24 protein-coding genes are annotated in these 26,152 nt (G+C 73.3%); 12 read left to right on the forward strand and 12 right to left on the reverse strand.

Annotation, left to right across the window (positions count from 1 at the left end; genetic code table 11):
* Nucleotides 1-9 precede the first annotated feature (9 nt).
* The 6 genes from ABD944_RS29020 to ABD944_RS29045 form a co-directional block, all read right to left on the reverse strand.
* Entirely contained in the window at nucleotides 10-351 is a 342-nt protein-coding gene (locus tag ABD944_RS29020) for a hypothetical protein (RefSeq protein WP_345182147.1), read from the reverse strand.
* 14 nt (nucleotides 352-365) lie between these two features.
* Nucleotides 366-1,316, reverse strand: a complete 951-nt coding sequence (locus ABD944_RS29025) for a DUF6772 family protein (RefSeq protein WP_345182149.1) — start codon at nucleotides 1,314-1,316, stop codon at nucleotides 366-368.
* Nucleotides 1,313-2,413 carry an exonuclease/endonuclease/phosphatase family protein gene (locus tag ABD944_RS29030; protein ID WP_345182151.1) on the reverse strand — a complete coding sequence of 367 codons (1,101 nt, stop codon included), beginning with the start codon at nucleotides 2,411-2,413 and terminating at the stop codon, nucleotides 1,313-1,315. Before ABD944_RS29030 ends, ABD944_RS29025 begins: the two co-directional genes overlap by 4 nt.
* A 167-nt stretch (nucleotides 2,414-2,580) precedes the next feature.
* Entirely contained in the window at nucleotides 2,581-5,376 is a 2,796-nt protein-coding gene (locus ABD944_RS29035) for a family 20 glycosylhydrolase (RefSeq protein WP_345182153.1), read from the reverse strand.
* A 143-nt stretch (nucleotides 5,377-5,519) separates the two neighbouring features.
* Entirely contained in the window at nucleotides 5,520-7,130 is a 1,611-nt protein-coding gene (gene mctP, locus ABD944_RS29040) for a monocarboxylate uptake permease MctP (RefSeq protein WP_345182155.1), read from the reverse strand.
* Between the two features lie 4 nt (nucleotides 7,131-7,134).
* Nucleotides 7,135-7,386, reverse strand: a complete 252-nt coding sequence (locus ABD944_RS29045; protein WP_345182157.1) for a DUF3311 domain-containing protein — start codon at nucleotides 7,384-7,386, stop codon at nucleotides 7,135-7,137.
* A 333-nt stretch (nucleotides 7,387-7,719) separates the two neighbouring features.
* Here ABD944_RS29045 and ABD944_RS29050 point away from each other — a divergent pair, with 333 nt between their 5' ends.
* The 4 genes from ABD944_RS29050 to ABD944_RS29065 all read left to right on the forward strand — a co-directional run bounded on the left by ABD944_RS29050 (nucleotide 7,720) and on the right by ABD944_RS29065 (nucleotide 11,646).
* Complete coding sequence (locus tag ABD944_RS29050; protein WP_345182159.1) at nucleotides 7,720-9,882, forward strand: anthranilate synthase component I; 2,163 nt, start codon at nucleotides 7,720-7,722, stop codon at nucleotides 9,880-9,882.
* Nucleotides 9,883-10,030: 148 nt separating this feature from the next.
* Nucleotides 10,031-10,177: a GPGG-motif small membrane protein gene (locus ABD944_RS29055; protein WP_165959128.1), complete on the forward strand. Its 147-nt coding sequence runs from the start codon at nucleotides 10,031-10,033 to the stop codon at nucleotides 10,175-10,177.
* Nucleotides 10,178-10,247: 70 nt separating this feature from the next.
* On the forward strand, nucleotides 10,248-11,165 hold the full coding sequence (locus ABD944_RS29060; protein WP_345182161.1) for an SDR family oxidoreductase: 918 nt from the start codon (nucleotides 10,248-10,250) through the stop codon (nucleotides 11,163-11,165).
* An 82-nt stretch (nucleotides 11,166-11,247) separates the two neighbouring features.
* On the forward strand, nucleotides 11,248-11,646 hold the full coding sequence (locus tag ABD944_RS29065; protein ID WP_345182163.1) for a ChaB family protein: 399 nt from the start codon (nucleotides 11,248-11,250) through the stop codon (nucleotides 11,644-11,646).
* Here the strand turns inward: ABD944_RS29065 and ABD944_RS29070 are convergent.
* On the reverse strand, nucleotides 11,643-12,629 hold the full coding sequence (locus ABD944_RS29070; protein WP_345182165.1) for a helix-turn-helix transcriptional regulator: 987 nt from the start codon (nucleotides 12,627-12,629) through the stop codon (nucleotides 11,643-11,645). The genes ABD944_RS29065 and ABD944_RS29070 overlap by 4 nt on opposite strands.
* Before the next feature lie 100 nt (nucleotides 12,630-12,729).
* Between ABD944_RS29070 and add the strand changes: the two genes are divergently transcribed.
* Entirely contained in the window at nucleotides 12,730-13,755 is a 1,026-nt protein-coding gene (add, locus tag ABD944_RS29075) for an adenosine deaminase (RefSeq protein ID WP_345182167.1), read from the forward strand.
* A gap of 9 nt (nucleotides 13,756-13,764) precedes the next feature.
* On the opposite strand, the gene ABD944_RS29080 is transcribed toward add, so the two are convergent.
* A complete protein-coding gene (locus ABD944_RS29080; RefSeq protein WP_345182169.1) occupies nucleotides 13,765-15,018 on the reverse strand; it encodes a DUF1266 domain-containing protein in 1,254 nt (417 codons plus the stop codon).
* Between the two features lie 204 nt (nucleotides 15,019-15,222).
* Nucleotides 15,223-17,280 (reverse strand): molybdopterin-containing oxidoreductase family protein, encoded by a 2,058-nt coding sequence (locus ABD944_RS29085; RefSeq protein WP_345182171.1) that lies wholly within the window; start codon nucleotides 17,278-17,280, stop codon nucleotides 15,223-15,225.
* 160 nt (nucleotides 17,281-17,440) lie between these two features.
* On the opposite strand from ABD944_RS29085, the gene thyX reads away from it, so the two are divergent.
* A complete protein-coding gene (thyX, locus tag ABD944_RS29090; protein ID WP_345182173.1) occupies nucleotides 17,441-18,238 on the forward strand; it encodes an FAD-dependent thymidylate synthase in 798 nt (265 codons plus the stop codon).
* Nucleotides 18,239-18,289: 51 nt separating this feature from the next.
* On the forward strand, nucleotides 18,290-19,012 hold the full coding sequence (locus tag ABD944_RS29095) for a dienelactone hydrolase family protein (protein ID WP_345182175.1): 723 nt from the start codon (nucleotides 18,290-18,292) through the stop codon (nucleotides 19,010-19,012).
* A gap of 18 nt (nucleotides 19,013-19,030) precedes the next feature.
* Here the strand turns inward: ABD944_RS29095 and ABD944_RS29100 are convergent, their stop codons facing one another.
* Complete coding sequence (locus tag ABD944_RS29100) at nucleotides 19,031-19,435, reverse strand: PaaI family thioesterase (protein ID WP_345182177.1); 405 nt, start codon at nucleotides 19,433-19,435, stop codon at nucleotides 19,031-19,033.
* Between the two features lie 121 nt (nucleotides 19,436-19,556).
* Between ABD944_RS29100 and ABD944_RS29105 the strand changes: the two genes are divergently transcribed.
* Nucleotides 19,557-20,357 carry a helix-turn-helix domain-containing protein gene (locus ABD944_RS29105; RefSeq protein WP_345182190.1) on the forward strand — a complete coding sequence of 267 codons (801 nt, stop codon included), beginning with the start codon at nucleotides 19,557-19,559 and terminating at the stop codon, nucleotides 20,355-20,357.
* A 6-nt stretch (nucleotides 20,358-20,363) separates the two neighbouring features.
* Here ABD944_RS29105 and ABD944_RS29110 read toward each other — a convergent pair whose 3' ends face one another.
* Nucleotides 20,364-21,419, reverse strand: coding sequence for a globin domain-containing protein (locus ABD944_RS29110; protein WP_345182179.1), 1,056 nt, complete (start codon nucleotides 21,417-21,419; stop codon nucleotides 20,364-20,366).
* Between the two features lie 607 nt (nucleotides 21,420-22,026).
* On the opposite strand from ABD944_RS29110, the gene ABD944_RS29115 reads away from it, so the two are divergent.
* The 3 genes from ABD944_RS29115 to ABD944_RS29125 all read left to right on the forward strand — a co-directional run bounded on the left by ABD944_RS29115 (nucleotide 22,027) and on the right by ABD944_RS29125 (nucleotide 24,608).
* Nucleotides 22,027-22,776: a gamma-glutamyl-gamma-aminobutyrate hydrolase family protein gene (locus ABD944_RS29115; RefSeq protein ID WP_345182182.1), complete on the forward strand. Its 750-nt coding sequence runs from the start codon at nucleotides 22,027-22,029 to the stop codon at nucleotides 22,774-22,776.
* Nucleotides 22,777-22,854: 78 nt separating this feature from the next.
* Nucleotides 22,855-23,820, forward strand: a complete 966-nt coding sequence (locus ABD944_RS29120; RefSeq protein WP_345182184.1) for an alpha/beta hydrolase — start codon at nucleotides 22,855-22,857, stop codon at nucleotides 23,818-23,820.
* A complete protein-coding gene (locus ABD944_RS29125) occupies nucleotides 23,817-24,608 on the forward strand; it encodes an enoyl-CoA hydratase/isomerase family protein (protein ID WP_345182186.1) in 792 nt (263 codons plus the stop codon). The genes ABD944_RS29120 and ABD944_RS29125 overlap by 4 nt, the downstream gene beginning before the upstream one ends.
* A 70-nt stretch (nucleotides 24,609-24,678) precedes the next feature.
* Here ABD944_RS29125 and ABD944_RS29130 read toward each other — a convergent pair whose 3' ends face one another.
* Nucleotides 24,679-25,860, reverse strand: coding sequence for an acyl-CoA dehydrogenase family protein (locus ABD944_RS29130; RefSeq protein ID WP_345182188.1), 1,182 nt, complete (start codon nucleotides 25,858-25,860; stop codon nucleotides 24,679-24,681).
* 151 nt (nucleotides 25,861-26,011) lie between these two features.
* Between ABD944_RS29130 and ABD944_RS42565 the strand changes: the two genes are divergently transcribed.
* The coding region (locus ABD944_RS42565) for an aldehyde dehydrogenase family protein (RefSeq protein WP_425550321.1) at nucleotides 26,012-26,152 on the forward strand (141 nt) is incomplete at its 3' end.

Below are 26,152 nucleotides of genomic sequence, written 5' to 3' on the forward strand. Positions count from 1 at the left end.
CGGCTCCTCTCAGCTCTTCAGCGCGAGGTAGATCATGACCTTCGCCGACGCCTCGCCGCCGCCGGCCTCGCCCTCGACGGCGCCCTTCAGCCGCAGCCAGCCGCCGAAGCCGGACGACTCCCAGGTGACGAGGTCGCCGGTCACCTCCCGCTCGGGGTCCAGGTCGCACCAGTGCAGGCCGTCGGGGGAGACCTGCGTGGTGACCCGCATCAGGGTGCCGGTCCCGGTCCGCTCCAGCGTCCGGACGAACCAGCGGGCCTCCGCGGCCCACGCCACCTCGTACGGCTCCGTCGCGAAACCGCCCGCGAGGGTGCGGTTGCGTTCCAGTACCGCCGTGAACGACTCGCGCATGCTCTGGGGGCTCCTCACCAGTCGACCGAGATCAGGACAGAGTCCAGGAACAGGAAGTTGCGCACGTCGGTGTGCGTCCTAACCGAGACGTAGAAGTTCAGCAGGTTGCCCAGGGAGCCGTACTCCTCCTCGTACGGCGGCACCGGCACGTCGCGCATGTCGTAGACGGTGTCGTTCACCTGCAGTTCGATGTTCGAGCGCGTGCTGGTGTCTATCACCCAGCGCACGTAGTGCCAGTTCACCTTGGTGGGCACTTCGTTGTAGCAGAGTTCCTGCGGCCCGCCGAACGGCTTCCAGTCGTCCGGCTCCGGGGCGGTGAAGTCCGCGGTCGGCGGCAGCTTGATCTTGCCTTCGAAGTGCTCGCGCGGGGTCGGCTCGGGCACCGTCGGGTACACCCACTCGCGCCGCAGCCGGTTCTCCAGGTCGGTGTTCAGGTAGCGGGCGACGCAGTGGTAGCGGACGCCGTCGCAGATGTCGGTCGCGATGGTGAACGCGCCGAACTGCTGCTCGGACGGGTGCAGGTTCGCGTCCCACTCGCCGGCGCCCGCCTTCGACGCCGCCTGGTTCTCCTCCGAGGCCGCCTCGGTCTTGAACGTCAGGTACGCCTCGAACTGCACGCGCCCCCGGCCGGCCATCGTGAGCCGCCGGATCGCGACGCCGGTGTGCCCGGCCACCGGGCGCGTCGCGACCTTCAGCGCGTACGTCCCGGACATCGCGCCGTGCGTGCCGACGTCGAAGAAGTTGCAGGAGCTGAGCTGCGGCGGCCGGAAGTCGCGCATGTGGTCGTCGACGGTGTCGAGGTTCCCGTGCCCGTCGTAGTTGCCGAGCAGCTCGATCCACCCGTGCGTGCCGGTGTTGAACTCGTCGTGGACGAGGATCCGGTCGAGCGGGTTGAAGCGGGACAGGGCGGGGTCGGCCCGGCGCAGTTCGGCGGCCAGCGACCGCTCGCTCGCGGGGGAGGTCATCGGGTGGGCTCCTGAATCCTCACGGTGGCGTGCACCATGTTGTGGTCGGACCGCAGCAGGTCGCGGGGCTCGCCGGCCTGGGCGGTGGTCTGCGGGACGAGCGTCCACTGCAGGACGCGCGTGCCGTTGCGGACGAAGATGTGGTCGATCTTGTCCTCGGACCTCGGCAGCGGGATCTTGCCGCCGTTGAACGAGGCGTACTCGGCGCCGGTGCGGCGGCTCGCGGGCGCGGCCTCGAACGAGTCGGCGTAGCCGACGTCGGAGAAGGCGTCGTAGGCGCTGTGGCCGTCCTCCTTCGACGCCGAGTTCATGTCCCCGGCGAACACGATCGGCAGCCGCCGGGTGTCGGCGTTGTCCCGGGTGAGGTACTCGGCCGTCCGGCGCGCGTCGAGGTAGCGGACCTCGTCCCAGTTCTTGGTCCAGCCGTTGGGGTCGGTCGCGCCGTTCTTGCGGTACTCCAGGTGCATGTCGACGACCACGAACCGCAGCCCGGTGCGCAGGTCGCGCAGGGTGTTCCAGGTCATCGTCTTGCCGTAGATCTCGGTGGAGTCCGGCAGCCAGAGCAGGTCGTGGGGGAGCGCGCGGCCGCGCTCGTCCAGGTGCGAGAACCTGCGGGCGTCGTAGTAGGTGAAGCGCCCCGCGCCGGACTGCAGCCGGTAGCCCTCCTGGGGGTGCCTGGTCCCGGCGTAGTCGGCGGGCGCCTCGGCGTAGCCGCGGGCGGCCATCGCCTTGGTCAGCGGGGCGCGGAACGACTCCACGTCCACGCCGGGCTGCGTCGGGGTGGCGTTGTTGCCGATCTCCTGGGTGACGACGACCCCGGCACGCGCGCGGACGATGTCGTCGGCGACCCGGGCGGCGCGCCCGTCGGCCCACGGTTCGAGCTTGGTGGCGCAGTCGCGCCCGATGGTGTCCACGCAGGCCTGCGTGGTCGGCAGGCATCCGTGCCCGCAGGTGTTGTAGGTCGCGATCCGCAGGTCGATCTTGCGGTGCGGGCCCTGCGCGGCCTGCGCGCCCGCGGCGGGGGCGAGCAGCGCCGCGGCGGCGAGGGCGGCCGTCAGGGCCGCGAGGGGGCGGGCGGGGGGACGCGGTGTCCTCATGCGAGGAGGCCTTCCGTTGTCGGCGGCGTCACATTAACGTTAACGTGATCGTTCACACACCTTCGATGTTCACCTATCCGCCTGTCAAGAGCCGAAAAGAAAACGACCCGGCCGTCCGCGTGAGCGGACGAACCGGGCCGTCGCCGTGCCGGTCGGGAGGCGCCCGGCTACTGGAGGAGCGCCCAGTGGCCGGGGTCGCGCCCGGGTTCCCCGCCGGAGCCGTCGCGGGTCGCCCGGAAGAGTTCGCCCTGGTGGCTCACCAGCGCCCCCGCCTTGTAGGCCGTGCTGTTCCGCCAGGCCGGGACGCCGGCCGGGGAGATGCGGCTGCTGCGGCCGTCCGCGCTCCGGGTCCGGGCGAGCGCGTACGCGCCGACCCGCACGGGCCCCGCGTACGGCCGCCAGTTCGCGCCGTCGGTGGAGTACTCGACCGCCAGGCCCGGGTCACGGACGTTCGCCGCCAGCGTCCCGTCGGAGACCTTCGCGCCGGGCGGCGGGACGCGGTAGTTCACCCCGGCGCCGCTCAGGCCCACCGGCTTGTAGAACGACAGGAGCGGGAACGTCTTCTGGCCGAGCGTGTTGCTGAAGACGCCCCAGGCCGCGTCCATCTCGTCCGGTGCGGGGGTGTCGCGGTTCCAGGCCCGCTCGGCGGCGCCGAGCAGCTTCGGGAACGCCTGGTACTCGCGGATCCCTGGAGCCTTGCCGTTCTCGGCCCACAGCTGCGCCTCCAGGCCGAGGATGTTCCTGCGGCCCTCGGCGGTCAGCTTCGTCCAGGACGGGTTCGGCGTGACCGGGTTGCCCCAGCGGTCCTCGGTGGCGTTGGCGTACACGTCGAACGGCTGGTAGGTGAAGGTGCTCTTCTCGTCCACGTAGGCGGCCCAGTAGTAGCCGGGCTCGTCCGGGTCCTTGTTGTAGGCGAGGTCCATGTAGAGGTTCGTGGCGTGCGCGAGGATCACCGGGGTGCCCTCGTTGGCGAACCGGTAGGCCCAGTCCTCGCGTCCCCAGCCCCAGACGTTCTGCCAGGGCAGCGGCGTGAACCCCTTGAGGCGGAACGAGCGCGTCGGGTCGGTGATGTCCTCCCAGCCGGCGGTCGCGGGGGCGTACTTATGCGCGATGGCGTTCCAGCGGGTGAAGAACAGCTCCTTCAGCTCCTCACCGGACCTGCCGGCCGTCTCGGGCGCCTTCTGGCACGCCGGGGACCCCGACCACCACCCCTCGGGCGGGCCCGGCGGCTCGTCGCCGCCGAGGTTGAGCCGGTTGAGCGGGGCGCCCGCGCGCTCGTACATCTTCGCCACCTCGGAGGCGACCTTGTCCAGGAAGGCGTACGTGCTGGGCAGGCACGGATTCGCGAGATTGTCGGTGTAGTACTGGACGCTGGTGTGCCGGCTCGTGTCGGCCGGGTCCAGCAGCCGGTACGCGGAGTCGTGCGTCCGCTGGTACCGGCGTTCCATCGACTGGACCGCGGCGCGCGCGTGCGCCGGGAAGTTCAGCTCGGGGACGACCTCGACGTGCCGCTCGGTCGCGTACCTGAGGATCTCCTCGAAGTCCTGTACGGAGTAGAAGCCGCTCCCCTTGCCGACGAAGTTGAGCGTGCCCTGCTCGAAGCCCTGGTAGGCGGGCTCCCGGCCGAGGTTGGCCTCGGCCGGCCCGGCCGCCTTGCCGGAGATGCCGTCGCCGGGGCCGAGGTCGTTCGCCGACCCCATGCCCTGGTGCAGAGCCTCCGTCTCCTTGAGGTCGAAGGCGCGGCCGGAGCCGAACCCGGTCAGCTCGGGCAGCCCCGGGATCTGCAGCCGCCAGCCCTCGTCGTTGGTCAGGCCGAGGTGCAGCCGGTTGAGCTTGGTGAAGCTCATCAGGTCGAGGAACTTCTCGATGGTCCGCTTGGTCTCGAAGTGGCGGCCCACGTCGATCTGCAGGCCCCGGTAGCCGAACAGCGGCGCGTCGGAGATCCTCGCGCGCGGCACCTCGACCGTGGACGCGGGCCGTCCCCTCGCCGCCGCCGCGTAGGCGCCCGCGGGGACGAGCTGCCGCAGCGTCTGGACGCCGTAGAGGACCCCGGCGCGGTCGGCGCCGACGATCCTGACTACGCCGCCGTCGGCGGTCAGCGTGTAGCCCTCGGGGTCGGGCTCGCCGTCGCGGTCGGCGTCGAGCCTCGGGTCGACGCTCAGCGCGACGGGCGCGCCGCGCCCGCCGGCCACGTCGGTCAGCGCGGAGCGCAGGTAGCCCGCCTCCCGGCGCAGCGAGCGCGGCGCCGAGACGGGCGACCCGCCGCCGATCGCGACCGTGCCGCCGGAGGCCGCGGCCGACAGCGGCTGCGGGACGATGCTCTGCCGCAGCGTGAGGTCGAGCCTGCGCGCCGTGTTCTCGGCATAGCGCGACGCGGCGGTCTGCACGGGCCGGTGGTCGCCCGAGAACGCGGTGGTCTGCTTCGGATCCGCCGGGTCCAGCAGCGCCTTGGCCGGGACCCACGATGGTCGCCCGCCGGCGAAGGCGATCGTCCACCCCGCGGGCGCGTCGGACTTGTGGACCGCCCACAGCTCGAAGTCGACGTCGATCGCGCGCCGCTCGCCGGGCCCGACGGGCGCGAAGCCGTCCCCCGGCCTGAGCGTGTAGAAGTCGCCGCTCCGCGCGGCGTCCGCCCGGGTGATCGCGAGGCCCTGGCCCGCGAGCCGCGCGCGGGCGGAGTCGCCCGCAGCCCCGTCCAGGACGGCGGCGGGCCGGCGGACGGCGTTGAAGTACATCGCCCATCCGCCGGCGCCCAGCGCGCAGCGGTCGTCGTGGTTGTCGATGGTCAGCCGCGCGCGGTGGTACTGCGCGTCGGCGACGGTATGGTCCACCGGCTGGTAGGTGACCATGAGATCGCGCGCGTCCGGGCGGCAGGCCGCGGCGGCGGCTCCCGGCGTGACGATCGCCGCGAGGCTCGCGGCGAGCGCGGCGGCCGACAGCACGGCCGCGGGTCGGTTCGGCATGAATAGGAAAGTAACCTAATAGTTTGCCGCGGGGCCGCGCCTGATCCGGCCACCGCGGAAGGCGCAGGCGGCGCCGCCCGTCCGCTCCCGGTCAGTCCGGGGATCTTGACGGGTCGGCGCCGCCGGTGGCCGGCCGGGCCGGATCAGGTGCTGGCCTCCAGCTCCAGATCCTTGACCCGCGGGTCGCCCTCGTCGGCGAGGTAGTCGGCCGCGCGCGTCGCGTCCTCGCCGTCCGCGAGCTTGGCGGCCCTGCAGACCAGGGTGCCGGCGACCGCGACGACCACGTTGACGGCGAGCGCCAGCATGCCGACGTACACCGTCGTCTTGGTGTCCAGGCCGAGGTCGCTCAGCGGGTAGGCCGAGCCGCCGAAGTGCTCCTTGCCCTTCGCCGGGTTCGGGATCCGGTACAGCATCCACAGGCCGGCCGCCATGCCGGCGGCCCAGCCGGCGATGAGGGCGCCGCGGTGGAACCAGCGGGTGAGGAGGCCGAGACCCACCGCCGGCAGCGTCTGCAGGATGATGACGCCGCCGATGAGCTGCAGGTCGATGGAGAACTCGGGGTCGAGCGCGAGGATGCACACGACCGCGCCGGCCTTGACGATCAGCGAGACCAGCTTGCTGACGGTCGCCTCCTCCCTGGCGTCGGCGTCGCGGCGGATGTACTCCTTGTAGATGTTGCGGGTGAACAGGTTGGCCGCCGCGATCGACATGATCGCCGCCGGGACCAGCGCGCCGATGCCGACGGCGGCGAACGCCACGCCGGCGAACCAGTCGGGGAACATGTGGTCGAACAGCTGCGGCACCACGGTGTTGGTGTCGGGCTTGCCGTCCGTGGTGACCGGCTTCACGCCCGCCGCGACGGCCATGTAGCCGAGCAGCGCGATCAGGCCGAGCACGAAGCTGTAGGCGGGCAGCGCCGCCATGTTCCGCTTGATCACGTTGCGGTTCCTGCTGGCCAGCACGCCGGTGATGCTGTGCGGGTAGAGGAACAGCGCCATCGCGGAGCCGAGCGCCAGCATCGCGTAGTTCAGCTGGCCGCTGCCGGCGATCGTGATGCCGTCTCCGGGCGCGGGGGTCTTGTCGAACTTGGCCTTGGCCGCGTCGAAGATGTCGCCCCAGCCGCCGAGCTTCGCCGGGATGTACAGCACCGCGACGATGATGACCAGGTAGATCAGCACGTCCTTGACGAAGGCGATCAGCGCGGGGGCGCGCAGCCCGGACTGGTAGGTGTAGGCCGCGAGGATCACGAACGCGATGATGATCGGCCAGTGCCCGTTCACGCCCATCGTCTTCAGCACCGCCTCGATGCCGACCAGCTGCAGCGCGATGTAGGGCATCGTGGCGACGATGCCGGTGATCGCGATGACGAGCGCCAGCGTCGGGGAGCCGAAGCGGGCCCGGACGAAGTCGGCCGGCGTCACGAAGCCGTGCACGTGCGAGACCGACCAGAGCTTGATCAGAACCAGGAACACCAGCGGGTACACGACGATCGTGTACGGGACGGCGAAGAATCCGGCCGCGCCCGCGCCGAACACCAGGGCGGGGACGGCCACGAACGTGTAGGCGGTGTAGAGGTCGCCGCCGATCAGGAACCAGGTGACCCAGCTGCCGAAGCTGCGGCCGCCGAGGCCCCACTCGTCCAGGCTGTGCATGGAGTCGGGCCGCCGCCACCGGGCGGCGACGAAGCCCATCCCGCTGACCAGCAGGAACAGGACGGCGAAGATGATGATCTCGGTGAGGTGGTCGCGTGCCATCGGCTCAGCCCCGCTTCTTCGTCATCTGGTACACGAGGACGGTGCAGGCGACGCCCAGCGGGATGAAGGCCAGCTGGATCCAGTAGAAGGCGGGGAAGCCCGCGAGGCGGGGCTCATCGCTGTTGTAGAGCAGCGTGAGCAGCGGGAGCACGACGGGAACGACCAGGAGCCAGTTCCAGGGGCTCCGGTCGGTGCGGTCGGCGTCCGGCGGCGGGGGCTGGGTCGGAGTCGGTTCCCGGGAGTCGTCGGGAGTCATGGGGTCCTCCTCGTCTGGCCCGCGCACGGTCCGCCCGGGTCGCGCGACGGGACCGTGCCGGGGGTGCGGCCGGGCGAGCCTACACACGCCCTGGTCACAGCCCGATATCGGCCGCGGCACGACTTCGGTGGATCGCTCCACGCCGGGAAGCGCCAGGTAGGGAACCGTGCGCCCGTGGTAGCCTCGCCGCATGCGAACCGCAGCCTCCCGGTGGTGGTGGCGCCGCTGAGGCGGTGCCGGTTCGCGCGTGTTCACGACCAGGCGACCGCCCTCACCGGCGGTCGTTTCCTGTTCGCGACGCCCGGTGGGGGCCCGACATGAGGGGCCACCGCGGTGGAGACCGTCTCACGACAGCCGCTGACCAGCGAGTTCGTCACGGCCGGGGGCGTACGGGTGACCCGTACCGCCGTCCCGGTCGACTCCGAGCGCAAGTCCGACGCGCTGAACGTCCTCGTCGCCGCCGTGGGGGAGCGGCGCGGCGGCGTGCTCAGCTCCGGCATGGAGTACCCGGGCCGCTACAGCCGCTGGCACATGGCCTACGTCGATCCCTGCCTGGAGATCGTCGCGCGCGGCCGGACGGTCGCCGTCCGCTCCCTGAACGGGCGCGGCCGGGTCGTCCTGCCCGCGCTGGCGGGCGCGCTGCGCGAGGTCGGCGAGGTGCGGACCGACGAGCCCGGCCTGTTCGAGGTCTTCGTCCCGCCGGCCGAGGGCTTCTTCGCCGAAGAGGAGCGCAGCCGCCAGCCGACCGTCTTCACCGCGCTGCGCGCGGTCGTCGACCTGTTCCGCTGCGACGACCCGCACCTCGGTCTGTACGGGGCGTTCGGGTACGACCTGTCGCTGCAGTTCGAGCCGCTGCGGACGCGGCTGGAGCGCCCCGACGACCAGCGCGACCTCGTCCTGCACCTGGCCGACGAGATGGTCGTCGTCGACCGCAAGCGCGAGACCTCGCACCGGATCTCCTACGAGTTCGAGGTCGACGGGTCGGGCACCGCGGGGCTGCCGCGCGGCACCGGGGCGACGCCGGTCCGGCGGCGGGCCGCCGTCCCGGCGCAGCCCGTCCCCGGCGTGTACGCGCAGATGGTGCGGGACGCCAAGGACAAGTTCGTCAGGGGCGACCTTTTCGAGGTGACGCCGGGGCACGCGATGTACGGGCGCTGCGACGCGCCCGCGGCGTTCTTCGAGCGGCTGCGGGAGTCCAATCCGGCGCCGTACGAGTTCCTTTTCAACCTCGGCGAGGGCGAGTTCCTGGTCGGCGCGTCGCCCGAGATGTTCGTCCGGGTCAGCGGCGACCGCGTCGAGACCTGCCCGATCGCCGGGACGATCAGGCGCGGCGCCGACCCGCTGGAGGACGCCGAGCAGATCCGCACGATCCTGTCCTCGGCGAAGGACGAGTCCGAGCTGACCATGTGCACCGACGTGGACCGCAACGACAAGTCCCGGATCTGCGTGCCCGGCAGCGTGCGCGTCCTCGGCCGCCGGCAGATCGAGATCTACTCCCGGCTCATCCACACCGTCGACCACATCGAGGGGCGGCTGCGCCCGGGCTTCGACGCGCTCGACGCGTTCCTCACCCACATGTGGGCGGTGACGGTCACGGGCGCGCCGAAGGCGTGGGCGATGCAGTTCATCGAGGACCACGAGGACTCGCCCCGCCGCTGGTACGGCGGCGCGGTCGGCTGCGTCGGCTTCGACGGCTCGATGAACACCGGGCTGACGCTGCGGACCGCGCAGATCCGCGACGGGGTGGCGACCGTGCGGGCCGGGGCGACGCTGCTCTACGACTCCGACCCCGACGAGGAGGAGCGCGAGACGCACCTGAAGGCCAGCGCCCTGCTGGGCGCGCTCGCCGCCGCGCGGAAGGGCGCCGGGGTCGTGCCGCAGGAGGCGCCGCTCCCCGCGCAGCCGGGCGAGGGCGTCAGGGTGCTCCTCGTCGACCATGAGGACTCGTTCGTCAACACCCTCGCCGACTACTTCCGGCAGCACGGCGCCTCCGTGGTGACCCTGCGGCACGGGTTCCCGCTGCGGCTGCTGGACGAGCACGCGCCCGACCTGGTCGTGCTGTCGCCGGGCCCCGGACGCCCGGAGGACTTCGGCACCCGCGCGCTCCTGGACGAGCTGGACGCCCGGAGGCTGCCGGTCTTCGGCGTGTGCCTCGGGCTGCAGGCGATGGTGGAGCACGCCGGCGGCGAGCTGTCGCTGCTGCCCGAGCCGTCCCACGGCAAGCCCGGCCGGGTGGAGGTGAAGGGGGGCGACCTGTTCGAGGGCCTGCCCGGGGAGTTCACCGCCGCCCGCTACCACTCGCTGCACGCCACGCCCGACCGGGTGAAGGGGTTCCAGGTAACGGCGCTGACCGGGGACGTCGTCATGGCGATCGAGGACCCGGCGCGGCGGCGCTGGGCCGTGCAGTTCCACCCGGAGTCGATCCTCACCGCGGCCGGGGGCGCCGGGCACCGCATCGTCGCCAACGTCCTCCGCCTGTGCCGCGCCGGGGGCTGACGCCCCGGTCGGGGCGCGGATGATCGCCGTCGTCCCGCGGAGGGGGAGGGGGAGGCTCGGCCTTCCCCCTCTGTAACAAAACGGGTAATTCGGTCATCCGCAAAGAGATTGGGGTTTCTTGGGTCTCCCTGGGGGGACGCCGGGGTCCATGATGACAATCCTGTGGCTCATCGCGGTCATCCTGGTGATCGCCGGCATCTACGTGATCCTCGCGCGGCGCGACCTCCTCTGGGGCATCGTCCTCATCGTCGTCGGCCTCCTCGTCGGCCCGGGCGGGGTGAGCATCTTCACCTGACCGAAAACCCGGCCGACCGGGGCGGAAACCCTGACGTGACCTGTCAGGTTTCGGTGCCAGCATCGTCCCCATGAGTCGTGCACTGACTGGAAAGATCGCACTGGTCGCGGGCGCCACGCGCGGAGCGGGACGGGGAATCGCCGTCGAGCTCGGCGCCGCGGGCGCGACCGTCTACGTGACGGGACGGTCCACCCGGACCCACCGGTCGGAGATGGACCGTCCCGAGACCATCGAGGAGACCGCCGAGCTGGTCACGGCCGCGGGCGGCGAGGGCGTCGCCGTCCAGGTCGACCACCTCGACCCGGCGCGGGTCGCCGCCCTCGTGCGCCGCATCGACGAGGAGCACGGGCGGCTGGACGTCCTCGTCAACGACATCTGGGGCGGGGACCGGCTCTTCGAGTTCGGCAGACCGCTGTGGGAGCAGTCCCTGGACGACGGCCTGCGCATGCTCAGGCTGGCCATCGACACCCACGCCATCACCAGCCACTGCGCCCTGCCGCTGCTGATCCGCCGGCCGGGCGGCCTCGTCGTGGAGGTCACGGACGGGACCGCCGAGTACAACGCGGCGTACCGCAAGGAGTGCGGCTACTTCTACGACCTCGCCAAGTGCGCCGTCCTCCGGATGGCCCTCGCCCAGTCCGAGGAGATCGCGTCCTACGGCGCGACGGCCCTCTCGCTGACGCCGGGATGGCTGCGCTCGGAGGCGATGCTCGACAACTACGGCGTCACCGAGGAGACCTGGCGCGACGCCACCCGGAAGACGCCGCACTTCGCGATCTCCGAGTCGCCGGCCTTCGTGGGCCGCGCCGTGGCGGCCCTGGCCGCCGACCCCGAGCGGGCGCGCTGGAACGGGGCGTCGCTGTCCAGCGGCGGGCTCGCCCAGGTCTACGGGTTCACCGACGCCGACGGCAGCCGCCCCGACGCCTGGCGCTACGTCGTCGAGGTGATCGACGGGGGCCTTCCCGCCGACGTCGCCGGCTACCGGTAGCCGGCGGGCCCCGCCGTACCGGTTTGAGGGCGCGCTGACCGGTTATCCGGCGTGGAGACTCGTGAAAGGAGGAGCCATGCCAATGACGGACAAGAGCGGCGAGCCGCGGAAGGAAGAGCTTCCCGGCACGCTCCAGCGCTCCCCGAAGGAGGCCCAGGAGACCTTCGCCAAGGCCCACGACTCCGCCGTCGAGACCTACGGCGAGGGCGAGCGGGCGCACCGCACCGCGTACTCGGCGCTCAAGCACAGGTTCGAGAAGCGCGGGGACCGGTGGGTCCCCAAGGGGCACAAGGGGCCGTCCGACCCGCGGGCGAAGAACCCCGACGCGCGCCACGGCAAGGGCAGGAGCTTCGGCGGAGTGGACGTCGAGGGCAGCAGCAAGCGCGAGCTGTACGACCGCGCCGCCGCCCTCGACGTCCAGGGCCGCTCGAAGATGACCAAGGAGGAGCTCGCCGAGGCGATCGCGCGCAAGCAGGACTAGCCGGGCGGCCGGTCCGCCGTCCGGTACAGCTCCGCCAGGCGGGCGGCCGCGTCCGCCATCCGCTCCCGCAGCTCCGGCGGGGCGAGGACCTCGACCTCGGCTCCGAGCCGCATCAGCTCGGACGCCGCGACGGCCGCCGACTCCACGGGCAGCGTGGTCACCACCCATCCGCGCTCGTCGGGCCCGCCCGCGGCGGCCGCCGCCTGGCGGGCGGCGTACGGCTCGACGGCGTAGCGCAGGATCCGCATGCCGGCCGGGGACAGGCGCACCACGGCCTCCTCGCGCAGCACCGACCGCACGAAGGCGGCCGCCTGCACGCGCCAGTGCCCGGCGAGGTCGAAGTCCTCGTCGCGCTCGAAGAACTCCCCGGTGGGGCGCACGGCGGCGACGCGGTCCACCCGGTACGTGCGGTGCCCGCCCCCGGCCCGCGCGACCAGGTACCAGACGCCGTTCTTCAGGACGAGCCCGTACGGCTCGGCCGTCCGGGTGACCTCGGAGTCCTTGCGGCGGTAGCGCAGCTCCACGGTCTCGTCGTCCCACACCGCGCGGGCGAGGTCGCGCAGCAGCGGCGGCGGCCCGCTCTCGCCGAACCAGCCGGGCGCGTCGAGGTGGAAGCGCTGGTTCGCGCGGGCGGGCGCGTCGCGCAGGGCCTTCGGCAGCGCGGCGAGGACCTTCAGCTCGGCGGCCGCGAGCGCGTCCGCGCGCCCCATGTCGCCGGCGGGGCCGGGCAGGCCGGACAGGAACAGCGCCTCGGCCTCCTCGCGGGTGAGCCCGGTGAGCCGCGTCCGGTAGCCGCCGACCAGCCGGTACCCGCCGCCCCGCCCCTGGTCGGCGTAGACCGGCACCCCGGCCGCCGACAGCGCCTCCATGTCGCGGTAGACGGTGCGCTCGGACACCTCCAGCTCGCGCGCCAGCTCGGCGGCGGTCATCGTCTCCCGGGACTGCAGAAGGAGCACGGCGGAGATCAGTCGGGCGGCGCGCACGGTGCCCATCCTGCCGAACGGGGAGGGTTCCTGACAATTTCGTGGGAGGTTCGCCGCGTTCGCCTGTCCCGGCACGCCGGATCGCTGTTAATTTCGCGGCGTGCCTACCGACAACACGAGCATCGCGGCGTTCATCGACGCCCTTCCGAAGGTCGAGCTCCACGTCCACCTCGTGGGCTCCGCCTCCGTCCCGACCGTCCTCGAACTCGCCCGCCGCCACCCGGACGGGCCCGTCCCCGCCGACGAGCGCGAGCTGCGCGCCTTCTACGAGTTCCGCGACTTCCCGCACTTCGCCGAGGTGTACGAGTCGGTGTCGAGCCTCGTCCGCACCCCGGAGGACGTCGGCACGCTCGTCTCCGGCATCGCCCGCGACCTCGCCGCGCAGAACGTCCGGTACGTCGAGCTGACCGTCACGCCCTACACCCACCAGCGGGCCGGGATGCCGATGCCCGCGGTGACCGAGGCGCTCGACCTCGCCGCCCGCGAGGCCCGCGACCGGTTCGGCCTCGGCCTGGCCTACATCTTCGACATCCCCGGCGAGTTCGGCGCCGAGGGCGCCCGCGGCACCCTCGACCACGCGCTGCACCACCCGCCGGAGACGCTCGTCGGGTTCGGGATCGGCGGCATCGAGCAGGCCCGCGCGCCGTTCCGGGACGCGTTCCGCGACGCGTTCGCCGCCGCCCGCGCCGCCGGCCTGCGCAGCGTCCCGCACGCGGGGGAGATGAGCGGCCCGGAGACGATCTGGGAGGCCGTCGAGGGGCTCGGCGCCGAGCGCATCGGCCACGGCACCAACTGCCTGGACGACCCCCGCCTCGTCGCCCACCTGCGCGAGACCCAGCTGCCGCTGGAGGTGTGCCCGACCTCCAACGTCTGCACCGGCCAGGTCGCGGACCTCGGCGCCCACCCCCTGCCGCGGATGCTGGAGGAGGGGCTGTTCGTCACCCTGAACAGCGACGACCCGCCGATGTTCAACACGACCCTCACCGGCGAGTACCGCGTCGCGGCCGAGGCGTTCGGGCTCGGCCGCGCCGAGCTGGCCTCCCTGGCCCGCAACGCCGTGACGGCCTCCTCGCTGGACGAGGAGGGGCGCAAGGCGATCACTGCCGAGATCGACGCGCTGGTCTGAGCCGTACGGTCAGCCCCAGGCCATGCGCCGCCACGGGCTGCCGGGGTCCTCGGCGAGGATGCGGTGGCCGGTGAGGGAGCGTTCGTACCATTCGCCGAACTCGCCCTCGTCGAACCGCAGCATCCGGCCGAGGACGTACCCGGCCGAGAACTCCTGCCACGACGCGTACGTCTGGTGGGCGCGGTGCCCCGCCGTGAGGACGCACTTCTCGGCCTCCTCGGCGTCGCAGTACCCGGCGTTCAGGCCCCAGCGGGCCATGTTCACCGCGCGCCCGAGGTCGTAGCCGAAGACGCTCTCGACGCGGCCGTCGGGCGGGAGCAGGCCGTCCGCCCGGAACCGCGCCTCGTAGCGCAGGACCGCCTCGGAGAGGTCCAGGACCTCCCGGACGGTCTGCTCGGAGATGTCGCGCTCGCCGCACCAGGCGACGATCGCGTCCTGCCAGGCCCGCTTGCCGGTGCCCCGGCCGCGCCGGTCGAGCACCATCTGGATCGCCGGGTCGCTGTTGCGGGCGTCGAGCAGCGCGTCCATCTGCTCGCGCCAGCTCTCGGTGCCGGTGATGCCCCAGTCGCGCTCCAGCAGCACCCGGTCGTCGCGGGCGCTCTCGTCGTCGGCCAGGCTGTTCCAGGCGACACCGTTGCCGACGGCCAGATGGGCGCCGACGGCGAGGGCCGCGGCGAGCCGCCCCCAGGCGGCGCTGCCGGGGTCGGTGACGAGGACGTCGTGGTCGCGGTCGGGGCGCCGCTCGGCGTCCGCGAGCAGCTGGGCGACCTGCCGGTACGCCTCGCCGCCGGGCGGCATCTGCGCCAGCAGCTCGCGCAGCGGCCGCAGCGCGCCGCGCGGGCCCGCGTCCTTCAGGATCAGCCGCGCGGCGTGCGCGCCCGCGGCTCCGGCGCGCTTGGGGTCGCGCAGCGACCCGAACCCCGACATCGCGGCCCAGGCGCGGCGCGCGGCCTCGCCCGTCCTGCCCGCGGCGGCCAGGACGTGCGCCGCCTGGGCGTCCAGCCCGGCCCGGACCTCGGCCGGCATCGCGCCGGCCGCCCGGTCCAGGAGGTCGAGGACGCGCTGCGCCTCGCCGGTCCTCCCCGCGGCGGCGAGCGCCCGCGCGTACCGCGCCCGCGCCGCGGCGGCGGACGCCAGGTCGCCGCGCGCCTCCATGGCGTCGGCGGCGTTCGCGTAGGCGGCCGCGGCCTCCTCGGCCCGGCCCTGCCGCTCGTACCTCCTGGCGCGGTCGAGCACGGCGCCGGTATCGGCCTGAAACGTCATCGATCCCTCCAGGCCACACCGTACCGCTCACAAAGATCACGTTTCCCGCCCTCGCGGAAAGCCGCGGCCCGGCAGGATGGGGCCCGCCGACCGGCCCCGCGTGGCCCCGGTCGACCAGATCATCTTCGACCACCTCCACACCGCCGGCCGCCTCCGCTGACGCCGCCGTCTCGCGGGGGTCATCCACGGAGTACCGCCTCCCGCTCACCCGGCCGGCGGCGGCGCCGGCAGGGCGGTGACCTCCACGCGGGTGTCGTGGAAGACGGGGCCGCCGCCGAGGTCGGTGGCGCGCTCGTCGACCACGGCGTTGGCGTTGGAGCCGCCGGAGAGCTTGGCCCAGTGGCCCTTGCCCGTCGCCGCGACGCCGGGGCGGACCTCGTCGGTGATCTTCAGGACGGCCTCGAAGGATCCCCGCTCGTTGCCGACCACGACGCGCTGCCCGTCGACCAGGCCCCGCGCCCGCGCGTCGTCCTCGTGGAGGCGGACGGCGAGACCGCCCGAGCGGCGCCTCAACTCCGGGTTGTTGGCGAACTGGGTGTTGAGGAACTCGTGGGACGCGGCCGAGACCAGGGCGAGGGGGTACTTCCCGGCCCGCTCCTCGTCGGCGACCTCCGCGGGCGGGACGTAGCCGGCGAGCCCCGCGGCGGACGAGCGGAACTCGAACCGCCCGGACGGGGTGGGGAAGCCGTCGGCGTACGGCAGGAACGGGTCCGGGACCGACATGCGCACGAACCCCTCCTTGCGGAGCCGGTCCAGCGTGACGCCCGCCATCCACGGGTGGTCCGACGCCAGCAGTTGTTCGGCGAGGCTCTCGTCGGAGTCGTAGAGGGCCGGTTCCCGCAGGCCCATCCGGTGCGCCAGGCGGCGGAAGGTCTCGGTCGTCGGCAGGCACTCGCCGGGCGGCGCCACCGCGGGCTCGTTCCAGGTGAGGTACAGGTGACCGTAGCCCTCGTGCAGGTCGGTGTGCTCGTGCTGCGCCGTCGCGGGCAGGACGATGTCGGCGTAGTCCACGGTGTCGGTCGGGAACTGCTCCAGGACCACGGTGAACAGGTCGTCGCGGGCCAGGCCCCGGCGCACCTTGTTCTGGTGCGGGGTGCTGCCCGCCGGGTTGGCCGCGATGACGAACAGGGCCTTGACGGGCGGGTCCTGGACGTCCAGCAGCCCCTCGCCGAGGCGGCTCATCGACAGCGTCCGCACCGGGCGGGGGCGCAGGTCGTCGCGCCACAGCGCGGCCTTGTCCAGCTTCACGTGGCCGGACGTGGAGAACGCGAGCCCGCCGCCGCGCCTCGCCCAGTCGCCGGTCACGGCGGGGATGGCGGCGATCAGCCGCAGCGCGGCCCCGCCGCCGGAGTGCCGCTGGAGACCCTGCGTCGCGCGGATCGCGGTGGGGCGGGTGCGGGCGATCCGCTCGCCGAGCGCCACGATGCGGTCCGCCGGGACGCCGGTGATCCGCGCGGCCCGGTCCGGGGGGTACTCGGCGATCCGGTCGCGGAACTCCCGCCATCCGAGCGTGCCCCGGGCCAGGAAGTCCGCGTCCTGCGCGCCGAGCCCCACGATGACGTGGAGCAGGCCGAGCGCGAGCGCCCCGTCCGTTCCGGGCAGCGGCGCCAGGTGCTCGTCCGCCTGCCGCGCCGTCCGCGTCCGCACCGGGTCGATCGCGACCAGGTGCGCGCCCGCCTTCCGCGCGTCCTGGACGAACTTCCACACATGGTGCCCGCTGGTCAGCGGGTTGGTGCCCCACAGCAGGACGAGCCGGGCGTGCGCCAGGTCCTCGGGGTCCATGCCGCCCGGCGAGCCGACCGCCTCGGCGATCCCGGCGCTGCCCGCCGCCGAGCAGATGTCGGCGCTGTGGGCCGAGGCGCCGAGCACGTTGAAGAACCGCCGGCCGGAATACCCTTCGAGGCCCTGCAGGTAGCCGAGCGTGCCCGTCCCCCAGTAGGGCCAGATCGCCTCGCCGCCGTGCTCCCGGGCGACGTCCTGCAGCCGCACGGCGATCTCGTCGAGCGCCTCGTCCCACCCGATGCGCTCGAACCGCCCCTCGCCCTTGGCGCCCACGCGGCGCATCGGGTGCAGGATGCGGTCCGGCTGGGCGGCGCGCTCCAGCCACCGGTTCACCTTCGCGCACAGCGCCCCGCGCGTGTACGGGTGGTCGGGGTTGCCGCGCAGCCGGACCGCCGCCCCGTCCCGCACGGTGACGACCCAGGAGCAGCCGTCGGGGCAGTCCAGCGGGCAGGCTCCCAGCACTGTCAGTTCCGATGGCATAGAACCCTCCTAGCTGGACGAACCTCTCCAGTGTGCGCCACGACCCCATGAGCGTGATCCAGGACGCTCATGACCCCCGAAGGCCGTGCCCCAGGTCGCGGCCGGGCTGGCGGGGTGGTTTCCTAAGGGGCGACGGAAACGACCCGTAGGGGGAACGAGAGTGAAGAGCGTCGAGCCCGAGGTGTTCCTCGTTGCGCGGCCCGAACTGGACTACGACGAGGTCGCCCGGTACCTGCGGGAGGTGGGCGGGGAGGGCTGGCTGGAGCGGCTCGACCGCGGGGAGCTCGACGACGAGCTCAACGACCCGCAGAACCTCGCCGAGTTCGCGGGGCGGCTCTGCTACCGCTCCTGGGAGCCGGGCCTCAACCCCAACGTCACCAAGATCCGCACCGACTCCGGCCAGTACCTGGAGAACATCCTGCGCAGCCTGCACGGCTCGGTGCTGGAGCACGTCAGCTTCAGCTTCGTCCTGCACAACGTGAGCCGGGTGCTCACCCACGAGCTCGTCAGGCACCGCCCGGGCGTGGCCATCTCGCAGGAGTCGCTGCGGTTCGTCCGGCTGCAGGACATCCCCTTCTGGTTCCCGGAGTGGGCCCGTGAGGACACCGAGCTGATGAAGCGCGCCACCGCCATGCTGGAGCAGATGGAGGAGTTCCAGGGCTGGATGGCCGCGCACTTCGGCCTGGACGACGAGGGCGTGCCGTTCAAGGAGAAGAAGCACAAGACCTCGTTCATGCGCCGGTTCGCGCCCGAGGGCGTCGGCACCGGCCTGGTCTGGACGGCCAACGTCCGCACCCTGCGCCACACCCTGGAGAACCGCACCGCGCCCGGCGCCGAGGAGGAGATCCGGCTGCTCTTCGGCAAGATCGGCGAGGTGATGCGCACCGAGGCTCCGGACCTGTTCGGCGACTACGTCGTCGAGGACGGCGCGTGGGTGCCGCAGTGGCGCAAGGTCTGATCCTCCGCGGGGTCTAGGCGCGCGGGCTCGCCTGGGGAATTATTGGACGCTATGTCTGACATCTCCATTCCGGTAGGCGACCGCGCGCTTCCGGGCTACCTCGCCGTCCCCGAGGGGGAGGGGCCCTGGCCGGGCGTCGTGATCGTGTTCGAGGCGATGGGCGCGAACGACGACATGCGCGCCCAGGCCGACCGGTTCGCCGCCCACGGGTACCTCGCCGTCCTGCCCGACCTCTACAACGGGGCGCCCTGGGTGCGCTGCGTCGCCAAGGCGATGCGCGACATGCGGGCCCAGCGCGGGCCGACCTACGACCATATCGAGGCGGCCCGCGCATGGCTCGCCGGCCGGGACGACTGCACCGGCGGCGTCGGGGTCTGCGGGTTCTGCATGGGCGGCGGGTTCGCGCTGGTCGCGGCGGCGAAGTACGACTTCCAGGCCGCCGCGGCCAACTACGGGATCCTGCCGCGCCGGCCGGAGGAGTCCCTGCGGGGCGCGTGCCCGATCGTCGGCAGCTACGGCGCCGCCGACCCGTCGCTGCGGGGGGCTGCCGGCAGGCTGGAGCGCGCCCTTACGGCCGCAGGTGTGCCGCACGACGTGAAGGAGTACCCGGGCACCGGGCACGGGTTCCTCACCGGCCTCACGCCGCCGCCCCCGTTGGGCCCGATCGCGAAGATCGTCATGGGCTTCGGGAAGGGCCGCGAGAACGCCCCGGACGGCTGGGACCGCATCCTCGCCTTCTTCGCCGAGCACCTCTCTAAAAAATCTACAATGTAAAGGTGCTCGGCCGGCAGCTCAGAAGCGGAGCACGGCCTGGGTCTGGGTCACCTGGGCGACACGGCGCCCGGACTCGTCGTACAGGTCGGTCTGGACGACGATCGAGGTCCGGCCGGTGTGCAGCGGGCGGGAGACGCCCCGGACGCGCCCCTCCCTGACCCCGCGGAAGAAGTTGGTCTTGGACTCCAGCGTCGAGGTGGAGGTGTCCGGCGGGAGGTTGAGGAACGCGCACGCCGCGCCGAGCGTGTCGGCCAGGGCCATGAGGGCGCCGCCGTGCATGAGTCCGCCGGCGGTGCACCGGTCGGGGGCCCAGTCCAGGTGGCCGGCGACCTCCTCCGGCCCGGCGGTGTCGATCTCCATGCCGAGCGCGCGGGCGAACGGCATGGCGTCGGTCAGCTGGTCGGGGGTGAGCCCGGTCGTCATGAGGCCTCCTGCGGCGGGTGTCGAAGGCCCCACCCTCGCCGTCCGGGCGTCAGGGCGTCCATTACCCCGCACGTAATCGTGAGCCTGACCCGGGTGCCGCTACCGTCGTGGCGTGACGACGATGACGACGGGACTGAGCGACGTGCGGCCGATCGGGGACCAGCTCCGGGCGTGGCGGCAGCGGCGCAGGCTGAGCCAGCTGGAGCTGGCGTCGGAGGCGGACGTGTCGACGCGGCACCTCAGCTTCGTGGAGACGGGGCGCTCGGCGCCGAGCCGCGAGATGGTGCTGCGGCTCGCCGAGCACCTGGACGTGCCGCTGCGCGACCGCAACCTGCTGCTGGTGTCGGCCGGGTACGCGCCGGTGTTCGACGAGACGCCGATCGAAGAGCCGAAGATGGACACGGTCCGGGCGGCGCTCCGGCAGGTGCTGGAGGGCCACGAGCCCTATCCGGCGGTGGTCGTGGACCGGTTCTGGAACCTGATCGACGCCAACGGCGCGGCCGCGTTCTTCATGGAGGGCGCGCCGCCGGAACTGCTGGAGCCGCCGCTGAACGTGCTGCGGCTCAGCATGCATCCGGACGGGATGGCCAGGAACATCCTGAACCTGGCGGAGTGGCGCGCCCACATGATCGACCGCGTCCGGCGGCATGTGGCGCTGACCGCGGACGCGGCGCTCGCCCAGCTGCACAAGGAGCTGCGGAGCTTCCCCGGCGACGTGGGGGAGGCGATCGCCCCGCCCGCGAGCCACGAGGTCTTCGTTCCGCTGCGGATGCGGGTGGAGGGCCGGGAACTGTCGTTCTTCAGCACGATCGCGACCTTCGGGACGCCGGTCGACATCACGGTGGCGGAACTGGCGATCGAGTCGTTCTACCCGGCGGACGCGAAGACGACCGAGTTCCTGCGGGAGCGCGCCGGCTGGTGACGCGCCTCAGTCCCCGGCCGTGAGCAGGTCGTGGTGGACGCGCGTCAGCGGAGCGCCGAGCCGCTGCAGGGCGGCGACCGTCGCGCGGACGAGCGGGGCGGGTCCGGCCACGTAGGCGTCGTGGCCGGCGGCGCCGTCCACGAGCTGGGGAAGGACGTCCGGCACGCGGCCGGCGAGGACACCGGCGGCGGGTTCGCGTGACACGACGGGGACGACCTGGAGCCGGGCGTGGGCCGACTCCAGGTGCCGCAGCTCGGGGAGGTCGTACAGGGCGCTCTCCGTGCGGGCCGCGGCGACGAGCAGGACGTCGCGGCCCGGGTCGGAGGCGAGGGCCTGCTCGGCCAGCGCCTTCACGGGGGCCAGGCCGGTGCCGCCGCCGATCAGCAGGAGCGGGCGGCCCGAGTCCGGGTCGAGGGTCATCGCGCCGTCCGGCGGGCCCAGCAGCACGCTGTCGCCCGGACCGGTGTGCCGGACCAGCGCGCCGCTCACCCACCCGGCGGGACGGGCCCGGACGTGCAGGCAGATCGTCCCGTCCCGGCGGGGCGCGTTCGCGATCGAGTACGGCCGCCAGATCCGCGGCCAGCGGGCGGTCTGGACGCTCACGTGCTGCCCGGGCGCGAACGGCAGGGGGCGCTCGGGGCGCAGCGTGAGGACGGCGAGGTCGAAGGCGCGGCGCTCGTGCCGCACGACCTCGGCGACCCACCACGGCGGGGCGCTCGCGGCGTCCCGCTCCGCCGCGGCGGCCATGGCGTCGGCCGCGGCGCGGTAGGCGGCGCGCCAGGCCGCCTCGGTCTCGGCCGTCCAGACGTCGGCGGCGAAGGCGCGCAGCGTCGCGGTCAGGGCCTCCTCGACGGCCGGATAGTGCTCGCGCAGGACCCCGTACTTGCGGTGGCCGCGGCCGAGGCCCTCAAGGTGGCGGGCGAGCTCCTCGGGGTTGTCCTGGCTCCACACGATCCGGCCGAGCGCCTGGAAGAACCGGTCGTGCTGGGCGCCCATCGCGGGCGGGAACAGGGTCCGCAGCCGCGGCCGCGCCGCGAAAAGGCGGCCGTAGAAATAGCTCATGGCGCCCGCCGGGTCGGCCTCAAGCCGTGCGAAGCATTCTTTGATAACGCGAGTTTCCGGTGCCATTCGGTCGGCTCGCCTCCCAAGCGGGCTGTTTTCGGCGGTCGGGCGGCAGGGCCGACGGAGGATCCGGCCGTCCTTGCTGCCCGAGTTGCTGAGATTCTCTCACCCATCCCCGCAGGTGTTCAATCGATTGCCGCCACAGAGGGTCGCCTTCGCTACTCATTGTAATTGTTCGTCAATTCCCCGTGACCGACGGTAAGTGAATCGGTCAACGCATACTGATCGGTATCCGATCGGGGCGCGAACGTTTCGGAAGAACCGTCCGGAAGGGGAGGAAGAACCTGCATCAGGGAAGAAGATTTCCGAATTCTTCGGTGTTTCCGCCGCGAGGCGCCCCGCGGCAGGCCACCGCCCCGGCATCGCGATGCGCCGATCTCGCCACTTCCGACGGCGGAGCCGCGTGCCGTGCGGCAAGCTGACCCGAGGAGGGCCGGGGGGCGGACGGCGCGAGGGGTGCGGGCGGCGCACGGTGACGTGCGGCCGGCCGATCGCCCGTGTCGGCGGCCGCCCCGGGGCCGGGGTCCAGCACAGGGGGGAGACACGCATGTCAGGAGCCGTGCGCGGAGCGCCGCACCCGCGGGCCGGTGAGGGCGGGCCGCCGCTCATCGGCATCACCACCTACCAGGAGCCGGCCCGCTGGGGGTTCTGGGTGCGCGAGGCCGCGCTGCTTCCCGTGCCGTACGCGCGCTCGGTCGAGCGGGCCGGCGGGGTCCCGGTCCTGCTGCCCCCGGCCGCGACCCTGCGCGGACTTGACACCCTGGTCTCGCGGCTGGACGGCGTCGTCCTGGCGGGGGGCGGCGACGTCGACCCGGAGCTGTACGGCGCCGCCCGGCATCCCGAGACCGGGCCGCCACAGCCGCAGCGCGACCGGTTCGAGCTGGCCCTCGTCCGCGCCGTCGTTGACGCCGACCTGCCGTTCCTGGCGATCTGCCGGGGAATGCAGGTGCTGAACGTCGCGCGCGGCGGCGCCCTCGTCCAGCACCTGCCGGAGGCGGTGGGCCACCGGGGGCACGCCCCCGCCGCCGGGGTCCTCGGCTCGCACCGGGTGCGGACCGGCGAGGGGAGCCGGATCGGCAGGATCCTCGGGGCCTCCTCCGACGTCCCCACCTACCACCATCAGGCGGTGAGCCGGCTCGGCAAGGGCCTGACCGCCGTCGCGTGGGCCGAGGACCAGGTGGTGGAGGCCGTGGAACTCCAGGGCCACCGTTTCGGCGTCGCGGTCCAGTGGCACCCCGAGGAGAGCGACGACAGGCGGCTCTTCGAGGCCCTCGTCGCCGAAGCCGCCGGACGCTGACGCGGGGATTGGGGGCCCGGCCACCGGGCAGGCCGAGGGGTGGATTTCCGCCGATGTCCCCCCACCGGAGGCCGCCGCATGCCCCTGCACCCGCAGACCGTGAGCTTCCTGGAGCAGCTCGCCTCGTGGACCGCCGTGCCCCCGGGGCGGGACGGGCCCGCCGAGCCCACGATCGAGCAGATGCGGGAGCGGATCGGCGCGGCCTTCCCGGTCGTGCGGCGCGAGCTTCCGCGGGTCCGCGACGTCGAGGTGCCCGGCCCCGGTGGCTCCGTGCCGGTGCGCCTGTACCGCCCCGCGCCGCCCGAGCGAGGGCCCCTGCCGGCCGTCGTGTACCTGCACGGCGGGGGATGGGTGCTCGGCGGCGTCGACAACGTGGACGCCTTCTGCCGCGACCTGGCGGCCGCGGCGGGGTGCGTCGTGCTGAACGTCGGCTACCGGCTGGCCCCCGAGCACCCGTTCCCCGCGGCGGTGGACGACGCCTGGGCCGTGGTGTCCTCGGTGGCGCGCGAGCCCGGCCGGTACGGCGTGCTGGAAGGGGCCGTGGCGGTCGCCGGCGACAGCGCGGGCGGCAACCTCGCCGCGGCCGCCGCGCTGCTGGCCAGGGACGCCGGGGTCGCCCTCGCCCACCAGCTGCTCGTCTACCCGGTGACCGACACGGCGAGGGACACCCCGAGCTGGCGGGAGTACGGGACGGGCTACGGGCTGGACGCCGGGTCGCTCGCCCGGTTCATGGAGCTCTACCGGGACGGAGCCGACCCGGCCGATCCCCGGCTGGCCCCGCTGCGCGCCGCGGACCTGGCCGGCGCCGCGCCCGCCACCGTGATCACCGCCGAGTGCGACATCCTGCGCGACGAGGCGGAGGCCTACGCGCGGCGGCTCGCCGAGGCCGGCGTGCCGGTGGAGCTGCGCCGCTACGACGGCGTCGTGCACTCCTTCTTCCTGCTGCCCGAGATCTTCGACGCCGGCGCCGAGGCGGTGGAGTTCGCTGTGCGACGATTGCGCGCGGCATTCGACGACCACTCGCGGCAGGGGAGTGCGGCATGACGCGGTACGACGCGTACGAGCGGCTGAAGATCGACTGGGCGGCGGACGGGGTGCTGCGGGTCACGATCAGCACACCGGGCAAGCTGAACGCGGTCGACACCACCGGGCACCGCGAGCTGGCGGAGATCTGGCGGGACGCCGACGCCGACGACGACGTCCGCGCGGTGCTCGTGCGGGGGGAGGGCACGGCGTTCTCCGCCGGCGGCGACCTCGCCATGATCGAGGAGATGATGACCGACCACGCCTCCCGCCGCCGGATCATGCGCGAGGCCCGCGACATCGTGATGAACGTCCTGAACTGCTCCAAGCCGGTGGTCAGCGCCGTGCAGGGCCCGGCGGTGGGCGCCGGTCTCGCGGTCGCGCTGCTGGCCGACGTGTCCGTCGCGGGCCGCACCGCGAAGATCATCGACGGGCACACGCGGCTGGGCGTCGCGGCAGGCGACCACGCGGCGATCGTGTGGCCGCTGCTGTGCGGGCTCGCGAAGGCCAAGTACTACCTGCTGCTCAACGACGTCCTCACCGGCGAGGAGGCCGAGCGGATCGGCCTGGTCTCGCTGTGCGTGGACGACGCGCACGTGCACGAGCGCGCGCTGGAGATCGCCGGACGCCTCGCCGCCGGGCCCGCCGAGGCGCTGTCGTTCACCAAGCACGCGCTGAACAACTGGCTGCGCCTCGCGGGGCCGACGTTCGACGCCTCCCTGGCGATGGAGTTCTTCGGGTTCACCGGCCCGGACGTGCGCGAGGGCGTCGCGGCGATCCGGGAGAAGCGCCCGCCCCGCTTCGGCTGAGGCGCGTCCCCCGCCTCCGTGCGTCCCGTGGCCCGGGCCGCGCCCGCGCGGCCCGGGGCATGAGGACGGGTCAGTACGACTTGGGGAGTCCCAGCTCGTGCTGGGCGATGTGGGCGAGGACGAGTTCCTCGGCGACCGGGATGTTCTTCGCGATGCGAGCGTCCCGGAACATCCGGGCGACCGGGTACTCCAGGGAGTACGCCATGCCGCCGTAGGTCTGGAACGCCCGGTCGGCCGCCTGCCAGGCCGCGTCCGCCGCGGTGAGCTTGGCGATGTTGGCCTCCGAGCCGCAGGGCCGGCCGCGGTCCCACAGCCAGGCGGCCTTGTAGGTCATCAGCCGGGCCAGCTCCAGCTGCGCCTTGATCCGCGCGAGCGGGAACGCGACGGCCTGGTTCGCCCCGATCGGCGTGCCGAAGGGGGCGCGCTCGCCGGCGTACTCGCAGGCGATCCGCAGCACCAGGCCGCCGGACCCGACGCCGCCCGCGGCGGCCAGGATCCGCTCGGGGTTGAGGATGTCCCACAGCACGGCGAAGCCCTCGTCGGGCTCGCCGAGGACCCGGTCGGCGGGCACGCGCACTCCGTCCAGGAAGACCATGCTGGAGGCGACGGTGTTGGTGCCGAGCTTCGGGATCGGCCGGTAGGTCAGCGTGCCCTCGGCCACGGCCTCCTTGACGTCCACCAGCAGGACGGTGAAACCCGCGGTGCGGGGGCGTGCCTGCGCGGCCGGGATCGTCCGGGTGACCAGCACGAGGAGGTCGGCGCGCTCGACGCCGGAGATCCAGATCTTCTGGCCGCTGACGACGAAGGAGTCGCCGTCGCGGCGCGCCTGGGTGGAGATGGCGATGGCGTTGCTGCCCGCGTCCGGCTCGGTGATCGCGAAGCACGTCTCGATCTCGCCGGAGGCGATCCTCGGCAGGAGTTCGCGCTTCTGCTCGGCGGTGCCGTGCCGGGCGATGGTCAGGCCGCCGAACGCGGGCGTCAGCAGGTACATGAAGGACGCGGCGCCGCCCGCGCCGCCCTCGGCGAGGGCCTCCAGGGCCACCGCCAGCTCCAGCAGGCCCTGGCCCCCGCCGCCGTACTCCTCGGGGATCGCCAGGCTGTGCCAGCCGCCGTCGACCAGCTCCCGCCAGACCTCCTCCGGCCAGCGCTTGTCCGCGTCGCACCGGCCCCAGTAGTCCTGGTCGTACTTCCCGGCGACCGCCAGCACGCCCTCGCGCACCGCGGCCGCGCCCTCCGGCAGGTCGAAGTCCATCGCGCCTCCTCGCACGTTCTCGCCTGGGCCCACGGTAGCCGACGCGAGTAAGTGTTCACTGACGCGGGGTGGGTCTGAAGCGCCCCGTGCCGGGTAGGCGACACCGGGAGCCGACACGGAAGGGGAGACCATGCGGCCGCGCGACAGGTGGATGCTGGCCGGCGGACGGTGGAGCCAGGGGACCGGGGACGAGACGTTCACGGTGACCGATCCGGCGACCGGTGAGCCGCTCGGGGTGGTGGCCGCCTCCTCGGCGGCGGACGTGGACGCGGCCGTGGAGGCGGCCAGCGCG

Source organism: Actinomadura verrucosospora (assembly GCF_039540335.1).
GTDB classification, from domain to species: Bacteria; Actinomycetota; Actinomycetes; order Streptosporangiales; family Streptosporangiaceae; genus Spirillospora; species Spirillospora verrucosospora.